This is a genomic window from Zongyangia sp. (assembly GCF_965361945.1).
The window spans coordinates 1-18,714 of record NZ_CBDTOK010000070.1; the positions used below are offsets into that span (position 1 = coordinate 1).

13 protein-coding genes are annotated in these 18,714 nt (G+C 51.7%); 2 read left to right on the forward strand and 11 right to left on the reverse strand.

Going from position 1 to position 18,714, the window contains the following annotated elements; all coding sequences use genetic code 11:
• Positions 1–113: 113 nt before the first annotated feature.
• From ACZ25G_RS04440 to ACZ25G_RS04490, 11 genes are read right to left on the reverse strand one after another with little or no spacing between them, the layout of a single operon-like run.
• Entirely contained in the window at positions 114–1,289 is a 1,176-nt protein-coding gene (locus ACZ25G_RS04440; protein ID WP_463681676.1) for an LL-diaminopimelate aminotransferase, read from the reverse strand.
• Positions 1,286–2,911: a CTP synthase gene (locus ACZ25G_RS04445; protein ID WP_463681677.1), complete on the reverse strand. Its 1,626-nt coding sequence runs from the start codon at positions 2,909–2,911 to the stop codon at positions 1,286–1,288. Before ACZ25G_RS04445 ends, ACZ25G_RS04440 begins: the two co-directional genes overlap by 4 nt.
• On the reverse strand, positions 2,908–6,948 hold the full coding sequence (gene carB, locus ACZ25G_RS04450) for a carbamoyl-phosphate synthase large subunit (protein ID WP_463681678.1): 4,041 nt from the start codon (positions 6,946–6,948) through the stop codon (positions 2,908–2,910). The genes ACZ25G_RS04445 and carB overlap by 4 nt, the downstream gene beginning before the upstream one ends.
• 1 nt (position 6,949) lies before the next feature.
• Positions 6,950–8,023 carry a carbamoyl phosphate synthase small subunit gene (locus ACZ25G_RS04455; protein ID WP_463681679.1) on the reverse strand — a complete coding sequence of 358 codons (1,074 nt, stop codon included), beginning with the start codon at positions 8,021–8,023 and terminating at the stop codon, positions 6,950–6,952.
• Between the two features lie 37 nt (positions 8,024–8,060).
• A complete protein-coding gene (locus ACZ25G_RS04460) occupies positions 8,061–8,630 on the reverse strand; it encodes an ANTAR domain-containing response regulator (protein WP_342680902.1) in 570 nt (189 codons plus the stop codon).
• A 42-nt stretch (positions 8,631–8,672) separates the two neighbouring features.
• Complete coding sequence (locus ACZ25G_RS04465; protein ID WP_463681680.1) at positions 8,673–9,992, reverse strand: glutamine synthetase family protein; 1,320 nt, start codon at positions 9,990–9,992, stop codon at positions 8,673–8,675.
• Between the two features lie 38 nt (positions 9,993–10,030).
• The gene (locus ACZ25G_RS04470) at positions 10,031–10,753 is read right to left on the reverse strand and encodes a GltB/FmdC/FwdC-like GXGXG domain-containing protein (protein WP_463681681.1); all 723 of its coding nucleotides are present in this window, start codon (positions 10,751–10,753) and stop codon (positions 10,031–10,033) included.
• Complete coding sequence (locus ACZ25G_RS04475) at positions 10,750–11,982, reverse strand: NAD(P)/FAD-dependent oxidoreductase (RefSeq protein ID WP_463681682.1); 1,233 nt, start codon at positions 11,980–11,982, stop codon at positions 10,750–10,752. The genes ACZ25G_RS04470 and ACZ25G_RS04475 overlap by 4 nt, the downstream gene beginning before the upstream one ends.
• A 7-nt stretch (positions 11,983–11,989) precedes the next feature.
• On the reverse strand, positions 11,990–12,421 hold the full coding sequence (locus tag ACZ25G_RS04480; protein ID WP_463681683.1) for a 4Fe-4S dicluster domain-containing protein: 432 nt from the start codon (positions 12,419–12,421) through the stop codon (positions 11,990–11,992).
• Between the two features lie 14 nt (positions 12,422–12,435).
• The gene (locus ACZ25G_RS04485; protein WP_463681684.1) at positions 12,436–13,941 is read right to left on the reverse strand and encodes a glutamate synthase-related protein; all 1,506 of its coding nucleotides are present in this window, start codon (positions 13,939–13,941) and stop codon (positions 12,436–12,438) included.
• Complete coding sequence (locus ACZ25G_RS04490) at positions 13,941–15,032, reverse strand: class II glutamine amidotransferase (RefSeq protein ID WP_463681685.1); 1,092 nt, start codon at positions 15,030–15,032, stop codon at positions 13,941–13,943. The genes ACZ25G_RS04485 and ACZ25G_RS04490 overlap by 1 nt, the downstream gene beginning before the upstream one ends.
• A gap of 449 nt (positions 15,033–15,481) precedes the next feature.
• Here ACZ25G_RS04490 and asnA point away from each other — a divergent pair, with 449 nt between their 5' ends.
• Both asnA and ACZ25G_RS04500 read left to right on the forward strand, forming a co-directional pair.
• Positions 15,482–16,489, forward strand: coding sequence for an aspartate--ammonia ligase (gene asnA / locus ACZ25G_RS04495; RefSeq protein WP_191482368.1), 1,008 nt, complete (start codon positions 15,482–15,484; stop codon positions 16,487–16,489).
• Between the two features lie 38 nt (positions 16,490–16,527).
• A complete protein-coding gene (locus ACZ25G_RS04500) occupies positions 16,528–18,618 on the forward strand; it encodes a glutamine synthetase III family protein (protein WP_463681686.1) in 2,091 nt (696 codons plus the stop codon).
• Positions 18,619–18,714: the final 96 nt, after the last annotated feature.

Below are 18,714 nucleotides of genomic sequence, written 5' to 3' on the forward strand. Positions count from 1 at the left end.
TCAAGCCAGCGTCATTTAGGCGCTGGCTTGGTTTTTCGGCCTTCTAGGCCGCGCTTCAAGCCACCCCTCTTAGGGGTGGTCTTGACTACAGGAATGGAAAAAGAAACAAAATATTAAAGACTCTTTATGCGTTCCAGCGCTTCTTTGGTGGCCTCATGGGTTCCGAAAGCGGTAAGGCGGAAGAATCCTTCCCCATTTTGCCCAAAACCAGCGCCCGGGGTTCCGACCACCCCTGCTTTTTCAAGGAGAAGATCGAAGTAATCCCAGGAAGCCATACCTTCAGGACACTGGAGCCAAATGTAGGGGGAGTTTTTGCCGCCGGTAAAGTAGATATCCATTTGGGTGAGGGCTTCAGCGATCATCCTTGCATTTTCCATGTAATAGGAAATGTTTTCCTTAATTTGCATCAGGCCCTCGGGGGTAAACACGGCTGCAGCGCCCTTCTGGACAATATAGGAAACACCGTTAAACTTGGTGGTCTGACGGCGGAGCCAGAACTTGTTGAGAGACGCACCATCAAATTGCAGCTGCATGGGAACGATGGTATAGCCGCAGCGGGTACCGGTGAAGCCGGCGGTTTTGGAGAGGGAACAAAACTCAATGGCGCATTTTTTAGCCCCCTCAATTTCATAGATGCTGCGGGGAAGGGCAGGATCGCTGACAAAAGCTTCGTAGGCCGCGTCAAAAAGGATCACAGCCTGATTTTTCAGCGCGTAATCCACCCAAGCTTTCAGCCCCTGATGGTCATAGACTGCACCGGTGGGATTGTTGGGAGAACACAGATAGATGATGTCTGCCTTGACATTTTCATCCGGCAGAGGAAGAAAGTGGTTCTCTTTTCTGGCATTCATATAGAGAATTTTCCGCCCGTCCATGATGTTAGTATCCACATAAACCGGATAAACTGGGTCAGGTACCAGCACCGTATTATCCGGAGAAAACAGGTCTAAAATATTGCCGACATCGCTTTTGGCGCCGTCGCTGATAAAGATCTCTTGCGGTTCCAGAGAGATGCCCCGTTTGTCATAGTAGCCGCGGATAGCATCTTTCAAGAAATCATACCCCTGCTCCGGCCCATAGCCGTGGAAGGTATCCGCCCGGCCTTGGTCATCACAGGCGGACTTCATAGCGTCTACTACGGCAGGGCAGAGGGGCCTTGTCACGTCGCCGATGCCGAGACGGATGATTTTCTTCTCCGGATGGGCGGAGGTATAAGCGGTTACCTTCTGATTAATGGTGGAAAACAGATAGCTGTCTTTGAGATTCAAATAATTTTGATTCATTTTCATTGTGGTTCTCCTTTTTGTCCAGGATTTTGCAGCCGGTCGGCCGCTGCGACGAATTCACGGAATAGGGGATGGGCCCGGTTGGGACGGCTTTTAAACTCAGGATGGTATTGGACCCCTACAAAGAAGGGGTGATTGGAAAGCTCTATTGCCTCCACCAGACGTCCGTCAGGGGAGGTACCGCTGATGGTTAGCCCAGCGGCTTCCATCTGATCCCGGTAGGCATTGTTAAATTCATACCGGTGCCGGTGCCGCTCTCCGATTTCAGCTTTGCCATAGGCTTCCTTCATTTTGGTTCCCTCTTTGATGACGCAGGGATAGCGGCCCAGACGCATGGTACCGCCCTTGGGGAGATTCCCTTGCTGATCCGGCATGAGATCGATGACATAATGCTCACTATCCTCCGAAAACTCCCGGGAATGGGCGCTTGGAAAGCCTGCTTGGTGCCGGGCATATTCGATGACAGCGATCTGCATGCCAAGGCAGATGCCAAGGTAGGGGATTTTTTGTTCCCGTGCGTATTGGGCGGCGGTAATCATCCCCTCAATGCCCCGATCCCCAAAGCCGCCGGGAATGATAATCCCAGAGACACCGGCGAGTATTTTGGCGACATTTTCCGGTGTGATCTTTTCCGAGTCCACCCATTGAATGTAGACTTTATTCCCTGTTTCATAACCTGCGTGGGAAAGGGCTTCCACCACCGAAAGATAGGCGTCATGGAGTTTAACATATTTGCCGACAAGGGCAATGGTAACCGGACGGGTGGCGTTTTCAATGCGGGTGAGCATCTGCTGCCACTCGGTCAGGTCACAGGGCTCATCAGCTAGATGAAGCTTGCGGCAGACGATCTCGGCCAGATGATTGTGCTCCAGCATGATAGGCGCTTCATAAAGGACAGGAAGGGTGAGATTTTCGATGACGCATTCGGGCTCCACATTACAAAACAGGGCAATTTTTTGCTTGATGCTCTTTTCAAGCGGCTCGTCGCACCGGGCGATGATGATATCCGGCATGACGCCGAAGGACTGCAGCTCTTTGACAGAATGCTGGGTGGGCTTTGATTTGTGTTCACCGGAACTTTTGATATAAGGAACCAGGGTCACATGGAGAAAGAGACAGTTATCCCGCCCTACCTCATGGGAAACCTGGCGGATAGCCTCCAAAAAGGGCTGGCTTTCAATATCGCCGGTAGTGCCGCCGATTTCGGTGATGACCACGTCAGCATTGGTCTTTTTACCAACAGAGTAGATAAAACTTTTAATTTCATTGGTGATGTGGGGGATGACCTGGACCGTTTCCCCTAGGTAGAGACCTTTCCTCTCCTTGGTCAGCACATTCCAGTAGACCTTGCCGGTGGTCAGGTTGGAGTAGCGGTTGAGGTCCTCGTCGATAAAGCGCTCATAATGCCCCAAATCCAGATCGGTTTCGGCGCCGTCTTCGGTAACGTAGACCTCCCCATGCTGATAGGGGCTCATGGTACCGGGATCCACATTGATGTAGGGATCCAGCTTCTGGGCGGCCACCGTCAGGCCTCTGCATTTGAGCAGCCGCCCCAGAGACGCCGCTGTAATGCCCTTGCCAAGGCCTGAGACAACGCCGCCGGTGACAAAGATATATTTGGTCATGCCTCCACAACCCCCTCAAATACTTTTTCACATTCCCCGGTCATATAAACGGTCTCGTCTGTGTAACAGATGGTGAGCTGGCCGCCTTTGAGCAGGACCGTAATATCCTCCCCCTTCTTGCAGTAGCCGTTGAGGACACAGGCCACCGCGGCGGCGCAGGCGCCGGTTCCACAAGCCCAAGTTTCCCCGGAGCCACGTTCCCAGACCCGCATCTTAATGGTGTTTTCTCCGACTACCGTGACAAATTCTGTGTTGACCCGCTCGGGGAAAAGAGGATCATATTCAAATTCCGGCCCAACCTTATCAATGTCCAAGGTATCCAGATTATCCCGGAAGACCACACAATGGGGATTTCCCATGGAAACGCAGGTGATCCGCTCCTCTCTGCCGCCGATCGGGACGGGATGGTCTATGATGACGTCCCCTTCCAGATTCACAGGGATTTTTTGCGGATCCAGCTCAGCAGGCCCCATATCCACCGTGACAGAATCCACCACCCCGTTTTCTACATAGAGACGGAGCTTCTTGATGCCGCTGAGGGTTTCGATGGTCAGCTCCTGTTTGGGAGCAATGCCGTGTTCGTACAGGTATTTTCCTACGCAGCGGATGGCGTTGCCGCACATCTTTCCCTCGCTGCCGTCTAGGTTGAACATCCGCATTTTTGCATCAGCCACCTCGGACGGGCAGATGAGCACCACCCCGTCACCGCCGACTCCGAAGTGCCGGTCGGAGAGATAAACGCTGAGGGATTCGGGAGCTACTACATCCTGTTCGAAACAGTTGAAGTAGATATAGTCGTTGCCGCAGCCCTGCATTTTTGTAAATTTCAGTTTCATACGTTCCCTCCTCATATGATTGATGTCCACAAGTTCCGTATTCTGTTGGCTGTAACGGCTAATCAAGGAGTCAGCCAACGCGTTTGCAGTATCGATAGAGGTTAGGCATGCGATGGCCCGTTCCACAGCCTTGCGGCGGATTTTTACGCTGTCCCTGGCTGGCAGGCGCCCTTTGGCCGAAGTGGAGATGATATATTGGATCTTTCCGCTTTCCAAAAGGGTCATGGTGTTGTCTTCGGATTCGTGTATTTTATTCACTTCCTGTACCTGCATCCCTGCCCGTTCCAGTACTTTCGCCGTGCCTTTGGTAGCATAGAGATCAAAGCCTAAAGCCGCGTATTTTTTCGCCACATCCACGATTTCCGCCTTGTCGGAATCCCGTACTGTGATGAAAACGCCGCCCTGTTTATACATTTTGTAGCCTGCCGCGCAAAGCCCTTTGTAGAGAGCCTCGCTGAGGGACTTTCCGATCCCCAACACTTCGCCGGTGGACTTCATTTCAGGGCCTAGCTGGGTATCTACATCGCTGAGTTTCTCAAAGGAAAAGACAGGAACTTTGACCGCTACATAAGGCGGTGTTTTGTAAAGGCCGGTACCATAGCCCATCTGGGAGAGGCGCTCACCCAGCATGGCTCTGGTGGCGAGCTCTACCATGGGAACTCCCGTGACCTTGCTGATGTAGGGCACGGTGCGGGAGGCCCGGGGATTAACTTCGATGACATAGATTTTGCTGTGATAGATGACATATTGGATATTGACAAGTCCTCTGGTTTTCATGGCAAGAGCCAGCTGGCGGGTAAAGTCGATGAGCTGCTCTTTCAGCCTGCCGCTGACATTCCAGGCAGGGTAGACGGCGATAGAATCGCCGGAGTGGATGCCGGCTCGCTCAATGTGCTCCATAATACCGGGGATGAGAATATCCTCCCCGTCACAGATGGCATCCACCTCAATCTCCACCCCCATCAGGTATTTGTCAATGAGGACAGGGTTTTCAATATTATGGGAGAGGATGATCCTCATATACTCTTCGATGTCCGCGTCGGAGAAGGCGATGATCATGTTTTGTCCCCCTAGCACATAGGAGGGACGCATGAGCACCGGATACCCTAGCCGATTGGCAGCGGCAAGGGCCTCCTCGGTGTTCATCACCGTATCACCTTTGGGGCGCTGGATATGAAGACGTTCCAATAGCTCATCAAAGCGCTCCCGGTCCTCCGCCATGTCGATGCTGTCAGCCGGCGTACCTAGGATATTGACTCCCTGGCCGACCAAGAAGTTAGTCAACTTAATGGCGGTGCCGCCGCCAAAGGCCACCACTACGCCCATGGGATTTTCTGTCCGGATGACGTTCATCACATCCTCTGGGGTCAGAGGCTCAAAGTAAAGCCGGTCGGCAGTATCGAAGTCGGTGGAGACGGTTTCTGGATTGTTGTTGATGATGACCACCTCATAGCCTGCCTTTTTCAGGGTCCAGACACATTGGACAGAAGCGTAGTCAAATTCAATCCCTTGGCCGATGCGGATGGGACCGGAGCCCAGCACCACCACCGTTTGCTTGGAGCTTTTCCTCTCCTCCAGCAACCGTTTTGCTTCGCAAGCCTCGTCATAGGTGGAGTAAAAATAGGGAGTCTGCGCCTCAAACTCAGCGGCGCAGGTGTCGACCATTTTGAAAGAGGCCAAGAGGAAACAGGGAATCTTCTGGCCGCTGAGGCTTTCGATACGCTTGTCGGGATAACCCAGGCGCTTGGCCTCCCGATAAAGGTCCTCATCCAGAGTTTTGGTGCGCAGAGACGTTTCCATCTGTGCCAGGTTTTTCAGCTTATATAAAAACCATAGGTCGATCTTTGTGATATTATGAATTTCTTCCGGAGTGATGCCGCGCATCAGGGCCTCGAAGATGGCAAAAAGCCGCTCGTCGTCACAGTCATAAAGCTTTTGATGAACCTCTTGGGTGGATAGCGCGGCGAATTTCTTCATCCGCAGGCCGTCTTGGCCGATTTCAGCACCCCGAACCGCCTTCATGATGGCTGCCTCAAAGGTCTGGGCGATAGCCATCACTTCGCCGGTGGCTTTCATCTGGGTGCCTAGAGTCCGCTTGGCGTAGACGAATTTGTCAAAAGGCCATTTGGGGAACTTGACCACTACATAATCCAGCGCCGGCTCAAAACAGGCGTAGGTTTTCCCGGTCACCGCGTTTTTAATTTCATCTAGGGTATAGCCGATGGCGATTTTCGCAGCCACCTTGGCGATGGGATAGCCGGTGGCTTTAGAGGCCAGCGCCGAGGAACGGGATACACGAGGATTGACCTCGATGACGGCATATTCAAAGCTGGTGGGATGCAGCGCAAACTGGCAGTTGCATCCTCCTTCAATGCCCATGGCGTCAATGATAGAAAGAGCGGCGCTGCGGAGCATCTGATATTCCTTATCGGAAAGGGTAACCGCCGGCGCGATGACAATGGAGTCGCCAGTGTGCACTCCTACTGGATCAAAGTTTTCCATACTGCACACGGTGATTACGTTACCGGCGGAATCCCGCATTACTTCAAATTCAATTTCCTTCCAGCCGGCGATGCATTTTTCTACCAGGATCTGGTTGATGGGGGACTGGCGCAGGCCATTCCCAGCGATTTCTTGAAGCTCCTCCGGCGTATTTGCAATACCGCCGCCGCTGCCTCCCAAGGTAAAAGCAGGGCGGACAATGACGGGATAGCCGATTGTTTGCGCAAAATCCAAAGCGGAATCTACATCGTTGACCACCTGGGAGGGGATGACGGGCTGGCCGATCTGCTCCATGGTATCCTTAAATAACTGCCGGTCTTCCGCTTTATCGATGGTTTCCGGATTGGCCCCCAGAAGCTTGACACCGTGGGACTGCAAGAATCCCTCTTTTGCCAGCTGCATGGAGAGGGTCAGTCCTGTCTGACCGCCCAGGGTGGACAATAGGCTATCTGGATGCTCCTTTTCGATGATCCGTTTGATGGTATCGGTGGTCAGCGGTTCCAGATAGATCTGATCGGCCATCACCTTGTCGGTCATGATGGTGGCAGGGTTGGAGTTGACTAATACCACCTCCAAGCCATCCTCTTTTAGGGCGCGGCAGGCCTGGGTGCCGGCATAGTCAAACTCCGCCGCCTGACCGATAACGATAGGGCCGGAGCCGATGACCATTACTTTTTTAATATCCTTTCTCAGCGGCATATTATCTTCCCCCTTCCATCATCTTCATAAATTCGTCGAACAAAAATCCCGTGTCCAGGGGACCGGCAGATGCCTCCGGATGAAACTGCACCGAGAAAGCAGGCATATCTGTGTAAGAAATCCCTTCGCAGGTGCCGTCGTTGGCATTGACATAGGAGAGGGCAGCATTTGGGGGAAGGGAGCCGTTTTCTACTGCATACCCATGGTTTTGACTGGTGATATAGACACGGCCGGTTTGCAGGTTTTTGGCTGGCTGGTTGGCACCTCGATGTCCATAGTGGAGTTTGTGGGTTCTAGCTCCTTGGGAAAGCGCCAGTAACTGATGGCCTAGGCAGATGCCGAAGGTAGGAAGTTTCGCCTCGCAAAGCTTTTTCAGCTGCGTGATGATCCCGGTGTTTTCCATGGGATCGCCGGGGCCATTGGAAAGCATGATGCCATCGGGCTTTGCCGCTAGGATATTCTCCGCAGTGGCGTCATAGGGCATACGGATCACCTCACAGCCCCGTTTGATCAGTTCCCGCTGGATGTTTTCTTTGGCGCCGAAGTCCCAAAGTACCACCCGGTGCTGTGGGTGGGCCGGAGTGAAAGTCTCAGCCTGTTGGCAGCTCACCGATGCCACTGCGTGGGTCACACGGTAATCCTGCACGGCCTGGGAATTGCACTGACCAAGGTCATAAACAATCTCTCCATTCATAACACCGTGTTCACGGATGACCTTGGTCAGCTCCCGGGTGTCGATACCATAAAGCCCTGGAATGCCGCAGGCTTTTAAAAAGGCGTCAAGTTGGCCCTCGCTGCGGAAGTTAGAGGGAACTTGACACCAGTCGCGTACAATATATGCGGTTAAAGAGGGCCTTTTGCTCTCAAAATCGGAGGGAATGACCCCGTAATTGCCGATGAGAGGAAAGGTCTGTACCACCATCTGTCCATAATAGCTGGGGTCGGTCAGTGTTTCCAGATAGCCAGTCATCCCGGTGGTAAAGACAGTTTCCCCAACCACTGGCTTGACGGCTCCAAAGGCCTTCCCCTTGAATGTCTGTCCATTTTCCAACACAAGATATGCGTTTTGCGCCATAACGATCCTCCCCTGTATACTAAGCTGCATTCCCGTTTTAGTTTTCATAACGGGATACAATTTCTTTTGCGATTTCCTTACGTGTCACCCTGCGATCCATGGCCTCTTTTTCAATGGCGCGATGGGCCTCAGGCTCCGTCATATCCAAATACTGGATGAGCAGACATTTAGCCCGGTCTACCAGACGGATCTCTTCAATTTTTCCACGAAGCTTACTGTTTTCTTTTTTTAGTCCCAACATACGCCGCCGGGAAGCAGCCATGAGTTTGATGGACTGGAAAAAAAGCTGGCGGCTGATGGGCTTTTCCACTACAAAAACACCGGCGTCCTCTACCTTCTGGGAAACAAGGTCTGCCCGCTCAGATTTGCAGAGGATAATCACGCCTGCTCCGCTGGACTCCGCCACAAATACAGCCAATTCATGGCCGTATTCATCGCTCAGTGGAGCATTGATGACCACCAGGTCAAAGCTAGTCTCCAGCAACAGACGCCTGGCATCTCCACCACTGGCAGCGGTGGAGATGGAAGTGATACCGCTCATCTTGAGAAGCTCTGCCAGAAGCTGGGTACCCTTACAGGCAGTTGTCACAATCAGAGCACTTTCCATGGATCCACCGCCTTTCATCAGTCTGTGTCATATAAGAATACCTTAAATCTGTAGGAAATATTGATCCTGTTCATAAGCGTGTTTATCCAGCGCCTTTTTATATCCCAGATATTCAGCCTCTTTTTGTTCCATATATTTTTCAATTGTGGCCTGGGGCAGGACTTCTGCCACAAAGCTGCTATTTTTCGCAAGCTGCAAGGCGGACCAAAGATCCCCTGGAAGCGTTTCAAAGGTTTTGGCCTGCTCCTTCATCACATCGAACAGGTTCAGGTTGGTGGGGGCACATAACTTCTTCTTCTGAGCAATCCCCTCTAATCCCGCCGCAATGAGCAGGGAATAGGCGAGATAGGGATTGCAAGAAGGGTCAGGAGAGCGCAGCTCGATTCGGCTGTATTTACCTGTGGCCGCCGGGACCCGGATCAGCTGGGAGCGGTTTTGATGGGACCAGGTCAAGTACCTGGGAGCCTCAAACTCCCCAAAGCGGGCATAGGAATTGGTCAGGGGATTGAGAAAAGCAGTGATTTCAGGAATCCGATCCATGATCCCTTGCAAAAAGCTCTCCGCTTCTTTGGAATGCCCTGCCTCATTGGTTTTAAAGATATTCCGGCCATTTTGGGAAAGGGACATGTTAATATGCAGCCCATTTCCACTCTTGTCCGGGAAGGGTTTGGGCATAAAGGATGCAAAAAGCCCGTTTTGCGCCGCGATATTTTTGACCACTGCCCGGAAGGTGACCAGATCGTCCGCCGCCTCAAGGGCATGGGAATACTGAAAATCGATTTCGTTTTGCCCCGGCCCCTGTTCATGGTGGGAGCTTTCCGGCTGAATCCCCATTTCCTCTAAGGTCAGGCAGATTTCCCGACGCACATTTTCCCCCTTATCCAGGGGAGCGATGTCGCAATAGGTGCCATGATCATGGGGAATCATGGTGGGGTTGCCGTCTTCATCCCGCTCGAAAAGGTAAAATTCACATTCAGAGCCGATTTTGCAGACATATCCCATATCCGCGGCCTTTTTTACCGTCCGGCGCAGAATGTCCCGCCCAGAGCCCTCAAAAGGGGTGCCATCAGGCCGGCGGATGTCGCAGAAGAACCGGACAACCCGTCCTTGGGAGGGGCGCCATGGAAGAACGGCCAGGGTGGCAGGATCCGGAACCAGAAATAGGTCGGACTCTGCCACATCCATAAACCCACGGATGACCGAAGCGTCAAAGGAAATACCAGTTTCAAAGGCGCGGGGAAGTTGGGCGGGCATAATGGAGATGTTTTTTTGCTTTCCGAAAATATCGCAGAAGGCCAGACGGATAAATTTGACGTCGTTTTCTTCGATGAACTCCAAAACCTCGGTCATGGTCTGGGTCATGTAAATTCCTCCTTGCATCTCCCCGTGAGAGGAGGTGGTTAATTGGGTGTATATAGCCGCTGATAGGGATTTTTGGTATTAGGGGTGAGCACAAAGAAGCTGCTCTTCATAATGTGGTCTTCATCCTCCCCAAAGGCCGTGCAAAACTCATGAACCAGGGGCCGGATTTCGTCTAGATCGTCCTGGGTCGCCTGAGACGCTTGAACCTGGGCTGGCAGATCGGCGGGCAGGGTTTTACAACGGAGAAAAATCTTGCCACCGTGCATGCCAGTGCCGCAGAAGTATCCAACAGGTACCTGAGCATCGCAGTGGAGACCCAGGATCACAATAATACCGCCAGCTTGGTATTCTCCCAGAAAGCTGCCGGCCCGGCCGCCCACCACCAAAGCGGGGATTTTGTCTTGATATTCCTTCATGTGGATGCCAGCCCGGTAGCCGACATCGCCATGGATAAATATTTTTCCACCCCGCATGGCGTAGCCTGTGGCGTCTCCCGCCTGGCCATCCACGTAGATAGCGCCGTCGTTCATGGTATCGCCGGTGGCATCCTGGACATTGCCGCGCACTGTAATGGTGGAACCATCCAGATAAGCGCCTAAAGCATTGCCTGGAGTGCCCTCAATGGTAATATCCTTCCCGGAAAGGCCGCTGGCTATATACCGTTGGCCCATACAGTTTTTGATGGTGATTTTTTTATCTTGCGCAGACCTGATTTCCTCGCCTAACGTCTGAAAATGTTTGCCTTGGCTGTTGATCGTCATTTTGGTTCCCTCCCCAGCATTTCTTCCCGGTCTTTTCTGGAGAAAGCCATCAGCTGCGGTTTCTCCCGGAGCAGATCAAAGTCCACGGTGTCTAGAGGCACCTGATTGCGGATCATGGCGGTATAAATACCGGCTCTGGCCACATCTCCGATGAGGATATAACCCTTGAGCAAGCCATCTTTTGTGACAAGCCGTTTGTAGGTGCCGGTACCGGACTCAATATAGCTTTCCCCGTCATAACTGCCGGCTGTGATCATGTGCAGTCCAAAGAATCCAATAGCGTTCATGGGAATGGCTTTGTCATAGGGCTTTTCCCCGCCTACCATGTGGATGCCAGCGCTCTCCCCCTGCATATATGCGGCAGGAAGGAGGGCCAAAACCCGTCGCTCACCACTGGTGATGTCAAAGCTTTCGGTGCAGTCTCCCGCCGCGTAGATATCTGGCTGGGAGGTTCGACCGTCAGCATCCACCTGGATTCCCCGGCCGACATGGATGCCAATATCTTTGGCAAGCTCTACGTTGGGCCGGACGCCGACGGCGATGACAAGCAGGTCAAAATCAACGGCCCTACCGCTGGAAAGATAGGCCCTGTTTTCCTCAAATCTTGTCACACTATCCGAGAGGATGAATGTAATGCCATGTTCCTCAATGTGGGCTTTTACAAGATCAGAGCCCTGTTCGTCCAGAATACTGGGCAAGATCCGATCAGCCAGATCCACCACGGTAATACTTTTCACCAGCCGTTGGATGCCTTCGGCGCATTTGAGGCCAATGAGGCCGGCGCCCATAATGAGCACCCGGGTTTCAGGCGTAACAGCAGCCTGGATGAATTTGGCGTCATCTAAAGATAGGAATGTGGATTGATAGGGAACGGTATCCAGCCCCTGAATGGGAGGAATGAAGGGAGTGGAACCTGTCGCAATTAACAGTTTATCATATTTTATCAGACTCCCATCCTCCAGTAAAACATTTTTTTCGTCTTTGTGGATGGCTTTGACGGTTTTCCCTGCCATAAAGGTGACATGATTGTCCTGATAAAAGCTTTCCGGCCGGTAGAGCATCCCTTGTTCTGTCGTTTTCCCATACAAGAGATAGGAGATCAGCGGACGAGAATAGGTAGGATAGGGCTCTTTTGAAATCACGGTAATAGAGCTTTCTTTATCAGATTGCCGGATGCCCTCAATACATCCCACCGCTGCGGCAGAGTTTCCAATGATGACAATATCCATGCTTTGCTCACCTCTCTTCAAACACAATGGCCTGGTTAGGGCAGCCTTTGACGCAGGCAGGGCTGCCGGTGGAGTTATTCAGGCATAATTCACACTTTTGGATGACGCTTCCGTCATCTGACGGCATTACTGCGCCATACGGGCAGGCCATAATGCAGGTATAACATCCCACACATTTGTCCTGATCCACCTGGATGACGCCGTCATGGATGGATAGGGCGCCGGTGATGCAGCTTTTGACGCAAAGGGGCTCCTCGCAATGGCGGCAGCCTACAGCAAAGCTGACGCCGTTTCGCTCCTCAATGCGGATGCGGGGGTTGATCTTTACATCCCGCAGCGCCACCGCCATATCCCTTTCTCCAGAGTTGGCGAAAGCGCAGTAGTATTCGCACAGATGGCATCCAAGACACCATTTTTCATTCACATAAATTCGTTTCATATGGCAGCCTCCCTCTATTCTCCGGCGTGTTTAATCCCTAAGATGGACAGCTCTTTTTCGGTGAGGCCCACCCCCCGGAGCATGAGACGGTTGCCGCGCAACGCTTCAATGGAGTTGATGCCCATGCCGCCCATGATTTCCTTAATTTCGTGATTCCATGCGGTGACTAGGTTAACAAGACGCTGGGATCCAATATCCGGGTTAAGCCGCCGAACCAGATCGGGACGCTGGGTAGCAATGCCCCAGTTGCATTTTCCTTGCTGGCAGCTGCGGCACAGATGGCAGCCTAAGGCAAGCAGGGCGCTGGTTCCGATATAGACCGCGTCGGCGCCTAAGGCAATGGCCTTGACAATATCGGCGCTGGAACGGATGGAACCTCCCACCACCAGGGAGACATTGTTGCGGATGCCTTCGTGACGGAGCCTTCCGTCAACGCTGGCCAAAGCAAGCTCAATGGGAATCCCCACATTGTCACGGATGCGGGTGGGAGCAGCACCGGTTCCGCCCCGGAATCCGTCGATGGCGATAATGTCGGCTCCGGAGCGGGCAATACCGCTGGCAATAGCCGCCACATTGTGAACTGCGGCGATTTTGACAATCACCGGTTTGGTGTAGCCGGTGGCCTCCTTTAGGGAAAAGACCAGCTGTCGCAGATCCTCAATGGAGTAAATATCGTGATGAGGCGCAGGAGAGATAGCATCTGTGCCTTCGGGGATCATCCGGGTTTTGGAAATGTCACCCACGATCTTCATGCCGGGAAGGTGTCCGCCGATTCCCGGCTTGGCACCTTGGCCCATCTTAATTTCGATGGCGGCGCCTGCCGAGAGGTAATCCTTATGTACGCCGAAGCGGCCGGAGGCCACCTGAACGATGGTGTTAGGACCGTATTGATAGAAATCCTCATGAAGTCCGCCTTCACCGGTATTATAATAGGTACCCAGGGCTTTGGCGGCACGGGCTAGGCTCTCGTGAGCATTATAGCTGATGGAACCATAGCTCATGGCGGAGAACATAACAGGCACCTGTAATTCCAGATGAGGCGCAAGGTTGGGGATGATGTTGCCCTCTTGATCCCGTTCTACCTTCTGCGGCTTTTTGCCCAAGAAAACCCTGGTTTCCATTGGCTCCCGGAGCGGGTCGATAGAAGGATTGGTGACCTGGGAGGCATTGAGAAGGATTTTATCCCAATAGACAGGGTAATTTTTCGGATTTCCCATGGAAGAGAGAAGGACGCCGCCGCTCCCCGCCTGGCGATAGACCTCACTGATCACCTCTCCCGTCCAGTTGGCGTTGATCTTAAAGGTGTGATCGGATTTGACGATTTTCAGCGCGTGGGTGGGACATAGGGATACACACCGATGGCAGTTGACACACTTGCTGTCGTCAGCCACCATGATATTTTCTTTTTCTCGGTAAGAGTGCACCTCATTGGCACACTGTCGCTCACATACACGGCAGGCGATGCAACGGGAAGGATTGCGCACCACCTCATATTCGGGATACAGATAATCAATGCCCATTATCGCACACCTCCATTTAAGGTAATGATCACTGGCTCTCCGCCTCGGGGCGCCCAGATATTGTCAGGATTGGGTTCTACCACCCGGATAGCGGATTCCTCACTGGCCACATAGACCTTTTCATCTTTTTCGGCCACCACCATAGAGCGGAGCTTGAGCCGGTCATTGAGGGCCATCATGCCGCCTTCAAATCCCAATAGGATAGAAAAGGGGCCGGTGACCAGAAGTCCAGAAAAGGCGCTGCGCAGGAAGGTAAGCTTTTGGCATTCGTTTTCCGGCATTGCCTCAATGGTGGACCAGAAGGGCGCCGCCATCACGCTGGCAATTTCTTCATAAGAGAGTCCCTGTTTGCGACGCAGGTAATCCACTATATAGGTAAGAACCTCTGTGTCAGTTTGGAGGGTGCATTTATAACCATACATCTCTATGTAGCGGCGGTTCGCGTCGTAGGAGGAAATCTCACCGTTGTGCACGATGGAAAAGTCCAGCATGGCAAAGGGATGGGCTCCGCCCCACCAGCCCGGTGTGTTGGTAGGGTACCGGCCGTGAGCAGTCCAGCAGTAGCCCTCGTATTCATCTAAGCGGTAAAACCTCCCCACATCCTCGGGAAAACCAACAGCTTTGAATACCCCCATATTTTTTCCGCTGGAAAACACGTAGGCACCGTCAATATGGGTATTGATGCGGATAACGCAGCGTGCCACAAATTCCCGCTCGTCCAACTGACTGTCTGCGAGCCGGGTGGGTAAAGGATTGACAAAATATCGCCAGATCAGCGGTTCGTCGGTGATTTCAGGGATTTTGCGGACGGGGATTTTGGATAGGTTGACAATATCGAAATGCTGCTCCAAAAAGTGTTCGCATTCCTGCTTGCTAGAAGTGTTGTCATAGAAAACATGAAAGGCATACAGATCCTTGTATTCCGGATAGATGCCGTAAGCGGCAAATCCACCGCCTAGCCCATTGGAGCGGTCATGCATAACGGCGATAGAATCAATGATATCCTCACCGCAAAATCGTTTCCCGTCTTTTGCGAAGATACCGGAAATGGCACAGCCTGACGGAATTCTTATCTGGCCTTCTTTGCGCATATGGTCTCCCCCTTGTTTTTTTATGCTTTCTCTTCCGATCCGGAAGAATAGGAAAGGACTGTCTATAATACAAAAACAAAGGCGTCCATCAAAGCGAACTGGGATCGTGCGAATCAGTACTCTTTGATGAACGCCTTTGTTCATTGGGAATATTATATAAGAACACAGCAGTATTTGTCAACGTTTTTGCAAGAGATTTTTTATTTGCTTGCATACTTTGTAAAAAATAACTATTTTTAAAGAGAGATGGAAAATAAATTTGCAGTTTCTTAGACAAATCATGCAAAAACAACAAATTTTCTATTGACAGTGACCTAGAAGAGGAATATAATGACGCCATAGACAGCAAAGGCGCTGTGGGTGAAAAGCCCGCGGCGCCTTTTTTTGTTGCTTTTCTAGAGGGCAGCAAAAAGCGAATAAAGAGCTAGAAAAAGCATGGGGGTATGTATATGGCAAAAACTTTGATTCCTAAGGGATATAAATCCTGCTTAGGGCTTTATGAGACCCAGACGGCCATCGGGAAGATTAAAACCCGCTTTGAGGAAAATTTAAGCCGAATGCTCCACCTGAAGAGAGTAACAGCACCCCTCTTCGTTGATCCCAAAACTGGGCTGAACGACGATCTCAATGGGGTGGAGAGGCCGGTTAGTTTTGACATCAAAGAGACGGGAGAAACAGCTCAAGTAGTCCATTCCTTGGCCAAATGGAAAAGAATGGCCCTTTACCGGTATGATTTTCGGGTAGGAAACGGCCTTTATACCGATATGAATGCCATTCGTCGGGATGAGGAGATGGATAATCTCCATTCCATCTATGTGGATCAGTGGGACTGGGAAAAGGTGATCGACAGATCCCAGAGGAATTTGGACTATTTGAAGGAAACGGTGGGCCTGATTGTAGATGCCATCTGCAAGACCTTGGATGAGATGAAACGGGACTACCCACAGCTTCCTGTCTTTCTCTCCCGGGATGTCAGTTTTATCACCACCCAAGAGCTGGAGGATATGTACCCAAATCTGAGCCCTAAACGCCGGGAGGACGCTTATGTCAAAGAGCACCCCACTGCATTTATTATGCAGATTGGCGATAAGCTCCACTCCGGAAAGCCTCATGATGGACGGGCGCCAGATTATGATGACTGGCAGCTCAACGGTGACATCCTCTTCTGGAATGAGACCTTGGGCCAGGCATTTGAGGTTTCGTCCATGGGTATCCGGGTGGATTCCCAGAGCCTGGCAGAACAGCTTCAAAAAGCCGGATGTGAAGAGAGGAGATCTCTTCCTTTTCATAAGATGCTGCTGGACGGCAAGCTCCCCCTTACCATCGGCGGAGGCATTGGCCAATCCCGTCTGTGCATGCTGCTGTTGGGAAAAGCCCATATTGGAGAGGTTCAGGTATCCTTGTGGAGTGATGAAATCATCACAGAATGTAAAAAAGCTGGAATTGAGCTTTTATAAGCAAGCAATAAAAACAATAGAAAGACGGAGGGATCATCATGAACAATCTGCCTGAAATTTTTGGTAGTATGGTTTTTAACGATAAAACAATGCGGGAAAAGCTTCCCAAGGAAACCTATAAGATTTTGCGCCGTACCATTGACCAGGGCAAGAAGCTTGACATCAACATTGCCAATATTGTAGCCAATGCCATGAAAGATTGGGCGGTGGAAAAGGGCGTTACCCATTTTACCCATTGGTTCCAGCCTATGACCGGCATTACAGCGGAAAAACATGACAGCTTTATTTCCCCTACCGACGGTGGCAATGTTATCATGGAATTTTCCGGGAAAGAGCTGGTCAAGGGTGAGCCGGATGCTTCCTCCTTCCCCTCCGGCGGCCTGCGCGCCACCTTTGAAGCCAGAGGCTACACCGCCTGGGATCCGTCCTCCTATGCCTTTATCAAAGACGACACCCTATGTATTCCCACGGTGTTTTACTCCTATAGCGGTGAAGCGCTGGATAAAAAGACCCCGCTGATGCGTTCTATGGAGGTGCTCAGCAAACAGGCCCTGCGGATTCTGCGGCTGTTTGGCGACACGGAAACGACGGTGGTCAACACTACAGTCGGGCCGGAGCAGGAGTATTTTCTCATTAACAAAGAGGATTATTTGGCGCGAAAAGACTTAGTCTTCTGCGGTCGGACCCTTTTCGGAGCCATGCCTCCTAAAGGGCAGGAGATGGAAGATCATTATTTTGGCACCATCAAGCCCAGGGTTTCCGCTTACATGAAAGAACTGGATGAAGAACTGTGGAAGCTGGGCGTACTTGCCAAGACCAAACACAACGAGGTCGCCCCTTCTCAGCACGAGCTGGCTCCGATCTTTACCTCCACCAATGTGGCCACCGACCACAACCAGCTGACCATGGAGATGATGAAGAAGGTGGCGGACCGTCATGGGTTGGCCTGTCTACTCCATGAAAAGCCCTTTGACGGTGTTAACGGCAGCGGCAAGCACAACAACTGGTCCCTTTCCACCAACAGCGGCGTGAACTTGCTGGAGCCAGGGGATTCTCCCAGAGAGAACGCCCAGTTCCTGCTCTTCCTAACTGCCGTCATCAAGGCGGTAGACGAATACCAGGATCTTCTGCGGATTTCGGTGGCAAGCGCCGGCAACGACCACCGGCTGGGGGCCAATGAGGCTCCGCCGGCCATTGTATCGATGTTCCTGGGCGATGAATTGTCCGCCATCCTGGATTCCATCATTGAGGGCAAAGATTACCAGGGCATAGCCAAAGAGGAAATGAAGGTAGGCGTCCATATCCTGCCCCGGTTCCCCAAGGACACCACCGATCGAAACAGGACCTCGCCCTTTGCCTTCACCGGCAATAAATTTGAGTTCCGGATGCTTGGCTCTAACTTTTCCATTGCCGGGCCCAACATGGTGCTCAACACCATTGTGGCGGAGGAGCTTTCTCAGTTCGCCGATGTACTGGAGCAGGCCGATGACCTTGCATCCACGCTCAATAAGCTGATCAAAAAGACCATCAAAGAGCACAAACGGATTATTTTCAACGGGAACAACTATGCAGAGGAATGGGTGAAGGAGGCAGAAAAGAGAGGGCTTCTCAATCTCAGGACTACAGTGGACGCACTGCCTCATTACATCGAGCCGAAAAACATCAAATTATTCACCAAACATAAAATCTTTACCGAAAGCGAAATGTATTCCCGTTACGAGATCCTTCTGGAAAACTACTGCAAAACGCTGCACATCGAAGGAAAAACGATGCTGGATATGATAAAGAAAGACATTATTCCCGCAGTAACCGCGTATTGCAAGGAACTTTCTGAGACGGCACTCTCCAAAAAGAGTTTGTGCCCTCAGGTTCCTTGTGTAACTGAGGAGTCCATCGTAACGCTACTTTCCGAACTAAGCAACGGAGTGTTTGAAAAGACCCAGCAGTTAGAAGCCGCACTCTATCATACAGAGCAGATTTCTGACATTCAGGCACAGGCGGAGAGCTATCGGGATGAAGTCATTCCCGCCATGGAAGCGCTGCGAAAAGACGCGGATGAAATTGAGTCCCTGGTGGGAGAAAAATATTGGCCTTATCCCACCTATGGAAAGATGCTCTTCAGCGTCTGATAGCAGAATGCTGGTTTCTATTTTTTGGAGAATGCCATCTTTTCGAGTAGGATAAGAAAATCCTAAATGACAACTTCTATACAATAGATAACATAC

Excerpts from the sequence above, each read along its gene's own strand:
- ACZ25G_RS04465 (WP_463681680.1), bottom strand. The coding sequence starts at position 9,992 with ATGACCCAGACCATGACCGAGGTTTTGGAGTTCATCGAAGAAAACGAC.
- carB (WP_463681678.1), bottom strand. The coding sequence starts at position 6,948 with ATGCCGCTGAGAAAGGATATTAAAAAAGTAATGGTCATCGGCTCCGGC.
- ACZ25G_RS04500 (WP_463681686.1), top strand. The coding sequence starts at position 16,528 with ATGAACAATCTGCCTGAAATTTTTGGTAGTATGGTTTTTAACGATAAA.
- ACZ25G_RS04455 (WP_463681679.1), bottom strand. The coding sequence starts at position 8,023 with ATGGCGCAAAACGCATATCTTGTGTTGGAAAATGGACAGACATTCAAG.
- ACZ25G_RS04470 (WP_463681681.1), bottom strand. The coding sequence starts at position 10,753 with ATGACGATCAACAGCCAAGGCAAACATTTTCAGACGTTAGGCGAGGAA.
- ACZ25G_RS04480 (WP_463681683.1), bottom strand. The coding sequence starts at position 12,421 with ATGAAACGAATTTATGTGAATGAAAAATGGTGTCTTGGATGCCATCTG.
- ACZ25G_RS04475 (WP_463681682.1), bottom strand. The coding sequence starts at position 11,982 with ATGGATATTGTCATCATTGGAAACTCTGCCGCAGCGGTGGGATGTATT.
- ACZ25G_RS04445 (WP_463681677.1), bottom strand. The coding sequence starts at position 2,911 with ATGACCAAATATATCTTTGTCACCGGCGGCGTTGTCTCAGGCCTTGGC.
- asnA (WP_191482368.1), top strand. The coding sequence starts at position 15,482 with ATGGCAAAAACTTTGATTCCTAAGGGATATAAATCCTGCTTAGGGCTT.
- ACZ25G_RS04460 (WP_342680902.1), bottom strand. The coding sequence starts at position 8,630 with ATGGAAAGTGCTCTGATTGTGACAACTGCCTGTAAGGGTACCCAGCTT.
- ACZ25G_RS04490 (WP_463681685.1), bottom strand. The coding sequence starts at position 15,032 with ATGCGCAAAGAAGGCCAGATAAGAATTCCGTCAGGCTGTGCCATTTCC.
- ACZ25G_RS04440 (WP_463681676.1), bottom strand. The coding sequence starts at position 1,289 with ATGAAAATGAATCAAAATTATTTGAATCTCAAAGACAGCTATCTGTTT.
- ACZ25G_RS04485 (WP_463681684.1), bottom strand. The coding sequence starts at position 13,941 with ATGGGCATTGATTATCTGTATCCCGAATATGAGGTGGTGCGCAATCCT.